At 61.9% G+C, this 12,092-nt stretch carries 13 protein-coding genes and 1 pseudogene; 2 read left to right on the top strand and 12 right to left on the bottom strand.

Features of this window, described 5'->3' with window-relative positions:
• From AWB74_RS42085 to AWB74_RS42050, 8 genes and pseudogenes are all read right to left on the bottom strand, one after another.
• A pseudogene (locus AWB74_RS42085) lies at positions 1-215 on the bottom strand (ABC transporter permease); the annotation flags it as partial.
• 1 nt (position 216) lies between these two features.
• A complete protein-coding gene (locus tag AWB74_RS42080; RefSeq protein WP_061152444.1) occupies positions 217-1,098 on the bottom strand; it encodes an ABC transporter permease in 882 nt (293 codons plus the stop codon).
• Positions 1,099-1,153: 55 nt separating this feature from the next.
• Positions 1,154-2,185, bottom strand: coding sequence for an ABC transporter substrate-binding protein (locus AWB74_RS42075; RefSeq protein ID WP_061152443.1), 1,032 nt, complete (start codon positions 2,183-2,185; stop codon positions 1,154-1,156).
• Positions 2,186-2,243: 58 nt separating this feature from the next.
• On the bottom strand, positions 2,244-2,558 hold the full coding sequence (locus tag AWB74_RS42070; protein WP_061152442.1) for an NIPSNAP family protein: 315 nt from the start codon (positions 2,556-2,558) through the stop codon (positions 2,244-2,246).
• A 71-nt stretch (positions 2,559-2,629) separates the two neighbouring features.
• Positions 2,630-3,586 carry a flavin reductase gene (locus tag AWB74_RS42065; protein WP_061152441.1) on the bottom strand — a complete coding sequence of 319 codons (957 nt, stop codon included), beginning with the start codon at positions 3,584-3,586 and terminating at the stop codon, positions 2,630-2,632.
• On the bottom strand, positions 3,579-4,451 hold the full coding sequence (locus tag AWB74_RS42060) for an alpha/beta fold hydrolase (protein WP_061152440.1): 873 nt from the start codon (positions 4,449-4,451) through the stop codon (positions 3,579-3,581). The genes AWB74_RS42065 and AWB74_RS42060 overlap by 8 nt, the downstream gene beginning before the upstream one ends.
• Positions 4,452-4,662: 211 nt before the next feature.
• Positions 4,663-5,340: a GntR family transcriptional regulator gene (locus AWB74_RS42055; protein WP_061152439.1), complete on the bottom strand. Its 678-nt coding sequence runs from the start codon at positions 5,338-5,340 to the stop codon at positions 4,663-4,665.
• Positions 5,341-5,586: 246 nt separating this feature from the next.
• A complete protein-coding gene (locus AWB74_RS42050) occupies positions 5,587-5,739 on the bottom strand; it encodes a cold-shock protein (RefSeq protein ID WP_087039532.1) in 153 nt (50 codons plus the stop codon).
• A 35-nt stretch (positions 5,740-5,774) separates the two neighbouring features.
• Here AWB74_RS42050 and AWB74_RS42045 point away from each other — a divergent pair, with 35 nt between their 5' ends.
• Entirely contained in the window at positions 5,775-5,978 is a 204-nt protein-coding gene (locus AWB74_RS42045) for a hypothetical protein (RefSeq protein ID WP_061152438.1), read from the top strand.
• Between the two features lie 1,020 nt (positions 5,979-6,998).
• Complete coding sequence (locus AWB74_RS42035) at positions 6,999-7,298, top strand: TraR/DksA C4-type zinc finger protein (protein ID WP_061152436.1); 300 nt, start codon at positions 6,999-7,001, stop codon at positions 7,296-7,298.
• 96 nt (positions 7,299-7,394) lie between these two features.
• Here the strand turns inward: AWB74_RS42035 and AWB74_RS42030 are convergent, their stop codons facing one another.
• From AWB74_RS42030 to AWB74_RS42010, 4 genes are all read right to left on the bottom strand, one after another.
• The gene (locus AWB74_RS42030) at positions 7,395-8,024 is read right to left on the bottom strand and encodes a methyl-accepting chemotaxis protein (RefSeq protein WP_061152435.1); all 630 of its coding nucleotides are present in this window, start codon (positions 8,022-8,024) and stop codon (positions 7,395-7,397) included.
• A gap of 39 nt (positions 8,025-8,063) precedes the next feature.
• Complete coding sequence (locus AWB74_RS42025; protein ID WP_061152434.1) at positions 8,064-8,714, bottom strand: TetR/AcrR family transcriptional regulator; 651 nt, start codon at positions 8,712-8,714, stop codon at positions 8,064-8,066.
• Between the two features lie 868 nt (positions 8,715-9,582).
• Positions 9,583-10,860, bottom strand: a complete 1,278-nt coding sequence (locus AWB74_RS42015) for a four-carbon acid sugar kinase family protein (protein ID WP_061152433.1) — start codon at positions 10,858-10,860, stop codon at positions 9,583-9,585.
• Positions 10,857-12,092: ribulose-bisphosphate carboxylase large subunit family protein (locus AWB74_RS42010; protein WP_061152432.1), on the bottom strand; the 1,236-nt coding region annotated here is incomplete at its 5' end. The genes AWB74_RS42015 and AWB74_RS42010, both read right to left, overlap by 4 nt.

Here is a 12,092-nt window from a genome sequence, read left to right as displayed (position 1 = left end):
CTCGTGAGCAGCGCATCGACCCAGCCGGAGTCGGTGAACAACTGGCGATACCACTCCAGCGTCCAGCCCGGCGGCGGAAAGATCAGCCATTGCGAGTCGCCGAAAGACAGCGCGACGATGAAGAGAATCGGCAGCAGCAGGAAGAGACCGACCGCGCTGCCAATCGCAATCAACACCCACTTCAGGGAACCGAGACGATCAAAATCGAGCAACATGTCAGCGTCCTCCCATGCTTGCACGCGCACCGCCGGTGAAGCGCAGTTGCAGCGTGAACAAGCCGAGCGTCACCGCGAGCAGCACGAATGCGGCGGCGCCGGCCAGACCCCAGTTCAACAAGCCTTGCACCAATTGCGCGATGAGTTCGGCGAGCATCATGTACGACGGTCCGCCGAGCAGCGCGGGCGTCACGAAATAGCCGAGCGCCATGACGAAGACCATCAGCGCGCCCGACGCGATTCCCGGCGCCGCCAGCGGCACGAGCACGCGCCAGAATGCCTGCCAGCGATTCGCGCCGCACACGGCGGCTGCGCGCAGCGTGGAGGCATCGATGCTGCGCAAGGTCGCGTGCAGCGGCATCACGAGAAACGGCAGCATGATGTACGTCATGCCGACCGTCACGCCGACCAGGTTGTTCACCAGCGCGAGCGGCTCGTTGATGAGGTGCAGCGCCATCAGCAGACGGTTGATCGGCCCAGTCGATTGCAGCAGCACCATCCATGCGAAGGTGCGCGCGAGAAGGTTCGTCCACATCGAGAGCAGCAAGATGGAGAACAACAACGAACTGATCCTGCGCGGGGCGATGGCGAGCAGCCACGCGGTCGGAAAACCGATGACCAAGGTGGCAATCGTCACGACGGTCGCCACGAGGAATGTGTTGCCGAAGACCTTCAGATAGGTCGTCGAGCCGAGCAATTCGGCATAGTTCTGCAGGCCTGGCGTCGGCTCCATGATGCTGCGAAGCAAAAGCGACAGCACTGGCAGAACGAAGAAGATCGCGAGCAACAGCAGCGCGGGGGCGAGCAGACGCATACTGCGCCAGTCCGGTTTGCGCCGCGCTTTCGCGGCGGGAAGTGCAACGGTACTGAGGACGTTCGGCATGATGGCTCCCAGGCCAGGCTGTGTTGCCCGCGCTCTATCGCGAATGAGCGACGAGTTACTTCGACTGCCAGGCGTACCAGCGCTTCGCGATTGCGTCGCGGTTCTGCGCCCAGTACTTCATGTCGAGATCGATCTGCGAGGTCTTGTATTGATCCGGCAACTGCTTCGCCACATCCGCGGGCATCAGTGCCGGCGACTTGACGTTGATCGGCGCGTAGTTCGTATCGGTCGCGAACTTGGCCTGGGCTTGAGGGCTTGTCGCGTAAGCGAGAAACTTCATCGCTTCGGCTTTGTGCTTCGAGCCTTTGGGGACCACAAGCATGTCGGCCGCGGTCAGGTTCTGATTCCACGAGATGCCCACGGGAACGCCCGTCTGCGCAAGAGCATGCAGGCGGCCATTCCAGAACACGCCCATCGGGGCTTCGCCGGAGGCCAGCAATTGCTGCGATTGCGCACCGCCGCTCCACCAGACAATGTCGCTCTTGATCGTGTCGAGCTTCTTGAAAGCGCGATCGAGATCGAGCGGATAGAGCTTGTTCGCGGGCACGCCGTCGGCGAGCAACGCGATTTCGAGCACGCCTGGCGCGGACCACTTGTAGAGCGTGCGCTTGCCCGGAAACTTCTTCGTGTCGAATAAGTCGCCCCAATTGGCCGGCTGGGCGCTAGCGAATTTCGCCTTGTTATAGCCGAGCACGAACGAGTAATAGAAGCTGCCGACCGCGGACGGCGTCGCGAAACGCGGATCGAGCTCGTCCTTCTTCACGACGTTGTAGTCGATCGGCTCGACCAGTCCCGCCGCTTGCGCCGCATACGCGAAGTCGCCTTCGACATCGACCACATCCCAGGTCACGTTGCCGCTCTCGACCATCGCCTTGAGCTTGCCGTAGTCGGTCGGGCCGTCCATCAGCACGTTGATGCCGTTGGCCTGCGCAAAAGGCTGCGCCCAGTCTTTCTGCTGCGACGATTGCGTCGTGCCGCCCCAGCTGGTAAAGACAATCGGTTCGGCTGCTTGCGCGAGCGAGCCGAATACGCATGCCGCGCTGGCGGCGATCAAGCTTGCTGCGAAAAGACTCTTTCTCGTGTTCATTGCTGTCTCCTGCCTGATGGGTGAGTGAAGCCGCGTTGTCAGCGGTCTGCGTGGTCGTTCATTTGAGCGGCGAGAAGTTCGTCGGCCGCATGATCTTGTTTTCCATCTCTTCCATGAGCGCCTGAATCTTCGGCGCGAAGGCCTGCCACGCCGGATCGTTTGCGAGCGCGGCGCGCCTGCGATCGCGTTCGTCGAGCGACGGATAAGCCCAGATATGAACGATCTGGTTAAGCGGCCCGATCTCCGAGAAGAAATAGCCGACAAGGTCCTGCAAATACTTCTTCTGCAACTCGATGCCTTCTTCCTCGACGAGTTTCAGGTAAGCCGGAACTGCGCCGGTTTTGATTCGATACGTGCGGATTTCGTAGAACATGGGTTTTCCGTTCAGCGCATGACGAGGGGATGGAAAATCGGCTCCGCGTGCGCGAGTTTTCGCTCATGCATTCAGTGGGAAGCCGTCAGCGACTGCACCTTGCCGGTCGCCGTGTCGCCGACATAGATGCCGAAGGCGTCTTCGCTGCGCTCGCGCACATACCGTTGCAGCATCGAACGAACGGCGTCGTCGCGAATGCGATCCCACGGAATCTCGCCGAGCGGAACCACACGCACGCGCGCCGACGGCACGGCTAGGCCATCGCTGGACACCCGTCCGCGGTAATACACGTGCACGCCCGGCGCATGGCCGGTGCTTTCCTCGAACACGGCGAACAGGAAGTCCAGATGCGCGTCGAGACCGAGCTTGACGAGCACGCCGCGCAAGCTGGCTGCATCGCTCGATGGCTCGAGCTTGACTCCGCAAGGCAACTCCAGCCCTTGCGGCGTGTCCAGCAGAACGACGCCGCCATCCAGTTCGAGGATCGCGCCGACCTTGGCGCGCGAGCCAGCCGCGGCCAGCGCTTCCTGCGACAGGCTGAAGTTCACATAAGCGCCACGGCAATAGCCGAGCGGCGACGAAGTCGTGTGCGTGAAATCCACCACGCGGCCGATCAGAATGATGTGATCGCCCGCATCGACGACATCGTGCGTCCTGCAATCGAAACTCGCGGCCGCGCCGTTCATCAGCGGTGCACCGGTCGCGCGTGTGTGCCAGTCGACCTGCGTGAACTTGTCGGCAGACTTCGACGCGAACACGCCCGACACCGCCTTCTGGCCTTCCGCCAGCACGCTGACCGCGAAGTGATCGGTGGCCGAGAACACGGCGTGACTCGAAGCCGTCTTGGCGATGCACACCAGAATCAGCGGCGGATCGAGCGACACCGACGTGAACGAGTTCGCCGTGAAGCCGCGCGGCGAGCCATCGGGTTGAATGGTCGTGACGACCGTCACGCCGGTCACGAACGCGCCGAGCGCACGGCGAAACTCCGCGAGATCGAGCGCCTGGCCTTGAATCGTGTCAGTCATGACGTTCTCCTGTTTGTGTTGCATGGATCGGTTGCGCGGTGGCGGCTTGCGTCAGAAAGGCGACGAGCCGCTCGTTGACGCGCTCGGGATCGGTAACATTCATCATGTGGCGCGCGCCGTCGATGATTTCGGCGCGGCCGTTGCGAGCCGCTAGCGCCATCGCTTGCGACATCGACGGACTGGAGTTCGGATCGAATTCGCCAGTCAGGAAAAGCGCGGGCATGTTCAGACTGTCGAGACGGCCGACATGCGCGCCGTCCGAACTCGCGAACAGCCGGTACGTACGCGCGTATCCGACCGGGTCGACGTTCAGCAACAAGGCGCGAAGGTCCTGCGCGGACTGGTTCAAATGCGCGGGCACCGGCTCGCCGAACCAGCGCGCGATGGTTGCATCAACGCCGGCGCCGGTTTCGGTCGCATCAAGCGTCGAAGCTCGGTTCATCACGGCGGCACTTTGTTCGGGCGTGCGATCGTAGACGGCGTTCAGGGCTGCGACGCTCTGCGTGCGCGCCGGATACGTGAGCGCGAACTCGAGCGCGACCAGCGCGCCCATCGAATGCCCAGCGACGTGCACGCGTTCGATCTTCAGCGCGTCGAGCAGCGCGGCGAGCTGAGTCGCGTATTCGGCGAGCGTCGGCTCGGCGCTCGGCAACGCGCTTTCGCCGTGGCCGAGCATGTCATAGGCGAGGACATCGAAGTACGCCGTAAGCGCGTCGATTTGCGGCGCCCAGACACTGTGATTCATGCCCACGCCGTGGACCAGCGCGACGGTCCCGACGGTCTGGCCGGCGCGCGACGCGTAGAGGCTGTAGCACGTCCCGCTCGCCACATCGCCCGCGACAAGGCGGCTTACTTCCGGCTTCATGCGCCCCGCTCCTTCATGTCCTGATGCGATTCACGCTTCATTGCTGTCTCCCACGCCGTATTAGCTGGCCGATGATGGTATGCCATATTATTCTCGTGACAAACGGCGAAGTATTATGGAATACCATGAGACGGTGTTCTGCTAGCAACGGGGCAACAAAAAACCGCCACTCGGGCGGTTTTTCTCAGACAGATGTTTTTCGATCACTTCATCATTCTGGCTCGCTCAACCGGTCGAGGGCCTGCTGCGCCAGTCCCGCGACGCGCCGGATGTGCGCGGCGGATGCTGCGGACGCGGCATCGCCGTCGCCTCGCTCGATGGCTTCGAGCAGCGCGTTCATCTCCCGATTCGACTCCTCCCCACGCCCCGTCGACGAGATCGTCAGCGCGCGCAGCCGGTTGATCCGCGTGTTTAGCGAACGCACGACCGACAACGAAACCGACTTCTGGGCGCCTTCGAAAAGCACGTCGTAGAAGGATTCGGTGTACGTGAGGACATCGGTGAAGGCGTCGCGGGCGAAGGCGTCCTCGATCTTGCGCCGAATACCCCGCAGTTTTCCGACGATCTCGGGCGTCGCGTTCCTGGCGCAAGCGCCGGCGGCATTGGCCTCGAGCAGACCGCGCAACTCGTAAATTTCCGCGACCTGCGTCGGATCGAGCCGCGCCACGACGGGTCCCTGACGAGACACGATTTCCACCAAACCTTCGGTTTCCAGGTGGCGCAGCACTTCACGCACGACGGTGCGGCTCACGCCCAATTCGTCGCATAGCGTCCGCTCGACGAGTCGCGCACCAGGGCGGAAATAGCCCTGCACGATTGCCTCTCGCAGCTTTTCCAGCGTCAGTTCGCGAAGCGTCTTCGCGTTTCGGTCAACTTTGAGATCCGACATTTCAGCCTTTAACGACTCTAAACTGGTATCCCATATTATTGCTTATAAACGCCGGTCAGTCTTGTGAAATCACAAATGTGAACTCCAATTGGGATGCGGCAAAGCACTAGGGACGCCCCACTTTGCACGCGCGCCTTCGCGCTTCGGATCGCTCGGGCCCCGAAACATATCCTGTCGTATCGCTGTCCACCCCGTTCCGAGCCCGGTTACTTGCACCGCAGCAGGCTGCCTGCTTTTCCGATTAGTTCACTGCGGCTGGACGCTCGCCGCCTGCTTGCCCTTGGGTCCTTGCTTCATATTGAAGGTCACCTTTTGGTTTTCAGCGAGCGACTTAAATCCTTCTGTCCGGATCTCGGAGAAGTGCGCGAACAGGTCGTCGCCTCCGTCATCCGGAAAGATGGCCCCGCTGTCGCGATTTCTTCGTTCGCGATCACGTGACGGTGCGCAACGGCTGGAACTGGGTGACGGAACTCAACAGCTTTGAGTTCAACTATCCGCTGCGCGCAATGGTCGCCGGCCCTTATCTGGGTGGTCAAGGTGAGCGCGAAGCGCTGTACCCGATCCGCTACACGGATAGCACAGGTCAAAGGTTGAACGGAGCTAACCGGTATGTCGTCAAGCTCGACTCCGCCCCCTAGTCGGAGCCGTCTGATCGCTGATCATGTAGATCGCCGACGACAAGATGCTGGTCACCAACGACATCGACCGTCATACGGTTGGCTCCGACACACCGGGACTGAAAACGGCGGGATGGCTCGATCACCATTCCCATCTCGCACAGCACGCCGACCGGTGATAACGCGACAACCTGGCTTCCCGCGTCGAGCGGAATTTTCTATATTCTGCATTCGTATCAACCTTCGGCTGCCATTCTTGCGGGCAAGTGGACGTTACCGCAATTAAACAAAGTCAATTAGACCAGCTTCCCTCCGATGGCCGGTTGCGGAGCCGCAGCCGACATCCGGGATTCCGTCCAACGACTGGCGCGAGTGACGCTTCGTCGCCGATACCGGTGCTGCGACTTCGTGCGTTCCCCCTTACTCTGCCTGCGCGGCTCAGCGCTGAAAGGCGTCCGAACGCGAGCCAAGGATGGCGCCTGGCGGCCAGCAAAACGACCGCCACGAAGGCCTCTCTCAAGGCATTACAGTATCGACACTCCATACTTTTCAGGAAGTAATCGGTCAAGCATTGAGCAGCATAATGGTTGTCCGAACGTCGCACCTTGTCTCAACAGAGATAGCGCGGGACGCTGTTCCTACACAGATCCTTCGTTCGTGGAGCCGAAAGGGTAGAAAGTGTACGGTATCCCACCTACCACACAGGAGTTTAATGATGTTGACATGTTTCGCCGTGCGACATAAGGCCGATGATCAATTTCTGCAGTCAACCGACTACAATCTGCTGCAAGCAATCGCTAATGAAGCGAGTATTAGGTTTGAGCCGGGATTTTCTGGCAGCAGCTATCTTGAAGTGCCGCGAAACGAGGATGCTAAGCAAGCAGTGGCAGCTAAGTTGAAGCAAAACGATCTCCCTTTTGATGTCGTAACGCGAATCGCGTACTAACGCTGAAGGGGCGTTCCGTGTGTTTACGTCGTCGGGTCGACTTGGTCGCACAGCTTGTTCGATCAAACCCGAGCAGGCCCTTATCGGAGAAGTTAATGGGCGAATCTGTAAGGAAGTTTAATGAAGGATTCCTCGCGCAACAGCGTGAGCGTCTTCTCGAAATGGAAGCGGCGCTGCTCCGGACCGACGATGGTAAGAACACGTTGGCGAAAACCACTCTCAACTACTCAAATCATCGATTGGGTGATATCCAGCGAGCGCTGCAGAAGATCGAGGATGGAACATACGGACTATCTGACGAAAGCGGCGAGCCGATTCCACAGTCGCGCCTGGAAGCGTTTCCTGATGCGCTATACACTGAACGCGAGCAAGAGGAACAGGAAGAAGGCAAATAGCGCTCTAGCAAGCTCATTTTTCGCTGCGCCGTAGTCCGTATCGGCGCGCACGCGTCGAGAGATTCATCGACATCGCGCGCCCCGTCCGAATGCTGACTAGCCGACGTGCGAACTCTCGTCGATCTGGAACATCTCAACAATCTGTGAAAGACTCGTCGCCTGCTCTTCCATGGAACGGGCGGCGGCGGCGGCCTCCTGAACCTGCGCGGCGTTTCGCTGTGTGTTTTCGTCGATTTGAGCAACCGCTTGATTGACCTGCCCGATTCCCACGCCCTGTTCCGCACTTGCGCTCGCAATCTCGCCCATGATGGCTGTCACCCGTGTAACGGCATCGACGATTTCCGCCATCGACGTCTGCGCCTTTGAGACTTGTTGCGCACCCGCCTCTACGCTACGTGCGGAATGATCAATCAGCTCCTTGATCTCCTTTGCAGCGCTCGCGCTTCGAAGGGCAAGTACGCGCACTTCCGAGGCAACAACTGCGAAACCGCGCCCCTGTTCGCCAGCCCGTGCTGCCTCGACCGCTGCGTTGAGCGCAAGTATGTTTGTCTGGAAGGCAATGCTATCCATTACGGCTATGATGTCGCCGATTTTTTGCTCAGCTTCACAGTTTGGTTCACAGCTATGGTTCACCCAGCGCGCCGAGTTGCCACCCTGCGCCCCGTCGATCACGCGCCCGTCATCAAGTTCCTCCTCAGCGTGTAGGGATCGCCTTGGCTGCCCCATCCCCTGCCGCCTCGTCAGCGGTGCTGAGGACGTGAAAGCTTACCGCGCCGCGGCCGGCGACGCCGGCTGCAAGTATGCAATCAGCATCTTGACATGCATCTCAGTCACCGCCTCGATGACTAACGGTTCGGTATAGTCCCGTCCGACGAACGCTTTCAGGGTGAACCGATTGGAAACCAGGTAGTACCCCATTGCGGCCAGCGTAACGTAAAAATCGAGGGCGTCCACATCGGCGCGGAAATCCCCTATGGCGGCCCCGCGCGCCAAGGTCGCGCGCACCAAGTCAATCACAGGCGAAATCGCCTCGGTCACTTTTGGCGAGCGCTCGAGGTACCGGCCTTCATGAAGATTTTCGTTGTTGATGAGGTTCAACCACCTCGGATTCGCCCGGAAGTAATTCCAGATGGAAAGCGCAAGCGTTCGTATCGCGGCGGCAGGCTGCAGCCCCGTGAGGTCAAGGCTCACCTCGTGACGCGCAAATTCCGCATACATCGCCTCGAGGACAGCGACGTACAAGCCTTCCTTGCTTTGAAAGTAGTAATAGAGCATCCGCTCGTTGGTGTCGGCGGCCGTTGCAATGGCGTCGACGCGGGCCCCCGATAGCCCGCAGGTCGAAAACTGCTGCGTCGCCGCCTCCAGGATGCGTCGACGCGTACCCTCGGGATCTCTTCTGGTTTTCGGCACGTTCATGGTCGTCGCCTCCGGCGATGCAAGACACACGGGGATTATGCGCGCGGTGCTTGAGGGTGGCCGCCGGGCGCGTCCGGCGCCGGCTTCTAGCGGAGCGCGATGCTTATCTTACAAATCTTCATGCGTGATAAGTCGCATTATCACGCTTGCGTTTAATGGCGGTGACTTGCCACTGGCGACACGCGTCGTCGGAGCGCGAGTCCATTCGGTCGGCCGACGGCTCTACTTCTAAGTACTGCGTATAGATTTTTGTTCAATAGCTCAATGGGTGCCGCGAACCTACGCTACGCGGCGAGCGTGGTTCGGTCGGATCTCCTTTGTTTCTTTTTCGATATCGTCGACACAAAACTCGAGCGCACACAGCAGAGCAAGTTGTACGGGAAGCAATGCGTAGCCGGTACGCAGGTCACGAAGGCGTGCCCTCCAGTACCAAGCGCTTAGGGGCAACGAAGCTGTCGTTGATGCGCTCACTGTACGCACGACTGCCTGTATATGAGCAAGCTCACGATTGGCTTCGAGGGAGGTCCGCATCCGCACCTCGGGCGACGGAGGGAGGACTTGACAACTGTGATTCGGAACGTTTGCCTTCATACATTGAGCCTTTCGCTGATTTCGTTGCAATCAGCCTACGCAGGCTCTCTGGAAGTCAAGGCGGCGGGCGAGTACCAAGCCTTTGGCCGAGGAAGTCCCGTTCACGCGGTTCGAAGTGAGGATTTAAAAGGGCGAGCAGCACCTGCTTCCACGAATAGCATTAGCCCTCGTCTCTTTCCACGCGCTTTGTCCAGGGCTGCCCCACAATTGACTCCACATCGCGGATGATCCTTGGACGCGTCCTTGCCAATGGCGGCAGGAGGTAGCCGTGAACGCGTTACAGTCGCCCGTACACCAGCCGTTCGAAGCAGTCGGCACCGCCCATCTGCCCGCCCTTGAGCATGATTTCGGTGCCATGCGTGGCGGCCTCGTCGGAATGGACACGGCAGACGGTCACTCCTCGGTCGAGCGGCGCGACATAAGAAAGGCCCCACGGACGCAGAGCCTGCACACCGAAGCTGGATGTATCGCCGCCCGCGATGCCGATGCGCTTCGGGCGGACTTCGGCGACGACATCGCGCAGCAGCTCCGCGCAGCGTGCGGCGAGCGGCGCGGCATCTGCCTTCATGTCGACGGGTGCGCGATGCGTGTAGGCGAGCACGTGACGTCCGGCACGCAGGCCGTCGGCGATTTGCGCGCGACACTGGTCGCGATACGAGGCGTCGTGCATCGCGCACGGATCGAGTTCGACGCGCCGATACGAATGCGCCGCTTCGATTTGCTTCTCCGTCATCGGCGAGAGGCTTCCGGCCAGCACGAACACGGGCGACTGCGCCGCTTCCAGACTCGGCGATGCGGTCATCTCGCATTGCCCGGCGGCGGCCATCGCCCATGCCTGCGCGACGCTGCTCGCCCCGACCGCGAGCATCGGCGTGCGCGCCGACCGTTCGTGCATCACGCGGCCGATTCTCAGCAGATGCGCGTCATCCAGTACATCGAACAGCAACGGCTCGTTGCCTGCGTTTTCTATTGCATCGCTCAGTGCGGCGTCCGGAAACGCGTAAGCGCGCCAGTCGAGCGAGTTGACGCTCACGCCGAGCGTTTGGAAATGCAGCCGCAAATCCGCCTCCTGCATTGGCGTGACGGGATGTCGGCTCATTGCCGGATGACGGTCGATGCGATACGCCTGCGCGCCGCCCGCGGTGGCGAACAGATTGCCGAACGCGCAATAGCGTCCGAGATTCGGCTGCCCGCCGACGATCGGCACGAGCGCATTGCCGAAGTGCCGGCGCAGACAGTCGATGGCCACGCCGATGTTGCCCACCCCCGGCGCACTGTCGAAGGTCGAGCACACCTTGTAGTGCATCACGCGCACGCCGAGCGTCGCGAAGAGCGCGCCGATGCGGTTGAGTTCGACGCGCATCGCTTGCGGCGCGAGCGCGCGCGCGGCGCCCGCAACGCCGATGGCGTCCAGCGGGCCGAGCGTGGCGAGGCGCGCGGGCGTCGGGGCTTCGACGAAGAGCATCGCGCGCAGACCGGCACGGGCGAGATTGGCGAGCGTGTCGGTGGCACCGGTGAAGTCATCGCCATAGAAGCCGTAAGGCGCGGCCGTCATGTGCGCCCACCGAAGAAGTCAAGCGCCGCCGCAAGTTCCGGCGCGTGCTTCGCGTACTCACGCAGCTGCGTGCCAGAACGCGCCGCGTCCCACGCCTGCCGGACGCTCGCGACGCCCGCCGCGACGCCGCCCGGATGACCGAGCATGCCGCCCCCCGACATGAAAAGCAGGTCGTCGCTTTGCACGGCATCGAAGGTGACGGGCGCGGTGCCGGCCCATTGTCCGGATGAGAACGCGGGCAGCACGGCATCGGCGAGACCGGGCGCAAGCGGTGCGGCGCAGGCGCGCGCCGATGCGATCACCTCGTCGTCGGTCTGTGCGAACTTGCCCGCGAGGCCATGCACGTGCATATGATCGACGCCCGCGAGCCGCCACAAGGTCTGATACGCGCCGAAGGACATGCCGAGCGCCGGTTCGCGCGACATCATGCCGTAGCCGTTGCGATGCGCGTGCAGCACGAGCGGCGTCGCGCGCCGCAGCGTCTCGATGCCCGAGAAGCCGCACCAGTTGACGCTCGCCATCACGCACGAGCCGCCCTCGCGTTCGACGAGATCGGCATGTCGGCGCATGGCGTCGACTTCATCGGTGATGTTGAACGCGATCATCACGTTCTTGCCGCTTCGCTCGCGATAGGCGCGCACTTCGGCCATCACCGCGCGCACGCGTTCCTGGATGGGCGCGTGCAGCGGATTGGCGCTGATCTCGTCGTCCTTGATGAAGTCGACGCCCGCCTCGCACAGCCTGCGCACGAGTTGCGCGGTCTCCTGCGCGGTAAGCCCCACGTTCGGCTTGATGATGGTGCCGATCATCGGTCCGCTTGCGACGCCGGTGAGCCTGCGCGTGCCGGCGACACCGTGCAGCGGCATCGGAAACAACTGGCGCCAGGACGCGGGCACGCGCACGTCGAGCAGGCGCAGGCCGGTCGTTTCGCCGAGATCGTAGAGATTGCCCGCGACGGTCGCGGCGAGCGTCGGCAGATTCGCGCCGATGTTGTCCGCCGGAAACGCCAGCGTCACACGCGCGCGCCGGTACGGCCCGCCGATATGCTGCCGTTCGAGCCACGCGCTGCGCAGCGAAGGCGTGGCGACACTGTCCTCTTCCGCCACGGCGACGATCGTCGCGCGGCTCTTGGCGCGCAACGCGTCGCTCTCGCCCGCGACGCGCACGAACGTGCCGCTGGACTGCTCGCCCGCCATGATGTCCGCGACTTTGGCCAGATCGAGCGGCGTTTC

The sequence above is a fragment of the Caballeronia arvi genome (genome assembly GCF_001544695.2).
In the GTDB taxonomy this organism is placed as follows: domain Bacteria; phylum Pseudomonadota; class Gammaproteobacteria; order Burkholderiales; family Burkholderiaceae; genus Caballeronia; species Caballeronia arvi.
This window is presented reverse-complemented; position numbering and strand designations above follow the sequence as displayed.

Coding starts and splice junctions, on each gene's coding strand:
- AWB74_RS42080 (WP_061152444.1), bottom strand. CDS start 1,098: ATGCCGAACGTCCTCAGTACCGTTGCACTTCCCGCCGCGAAAGCGCGG.
- AWB74_RS42075 (WP_061152443.1), bottom strand. CDS start 2,185: ATGAACACGAGAAAGAGTCTTTTCGCAGCAAGCTTGATCGCCGCCAGC.
- AWB74_RS42070 (WP_061152442.1), bottom strand. CDS start 2,558: ATGTTCTACGAAATCCGCACGTATCGAATCAAAACCGGCGCAGTTCCG.
- AWB74_RS42065 (WP_061152441.1), bottom strand. CDS start 3,586: ATGACTGACACGATTCAAGGCCAGGCGCTCGATCTCGCGGAGTTTCGC.
- AWB74_RS42060 (WP_061152440.1), bottom strand. CDS start 4,451: ATGAAGCCGGAAGTAAGCCGCCTTGTCGCGGGCGATGTGGCGAGCGGG.
- AWB74_RS42055 (WP_061152439.1), bottom strand. CDS start 5,340: ATGTCGGATCTCAAAGTTGACCGAAACGCGAAGACGCTTCGCGAACTG.
- AWB74_RS42035 (WP_061152436.1), top strand. CDS start 6,999: ATGGGCGAATCTGTAAGGAAGTTTAATGAAGGATTCCTCGCGCAACAG.
- AWB74_RS42030 (WP_061152435.1), bottom strand. CDS start 8,024: ATGGGGCAGCCAAGGCGATCCCTACACGCTGAGGAGGAACTTGATGAC.
- AWB74_RS42025 (WP_061152434.1), bottom strand. CDS start 8,714: ATGAACGTGCCGAAAACCAGAAGAGATCCCGAGGGTACGCGTCGACGC.
- AWB74_RS42015 (WP_061152433.1), bottom strand. CDS start 10,860: ATGACGGCCGCGCCTTACGGCTTCTATGGCGATGACTTCACCGGTGCC.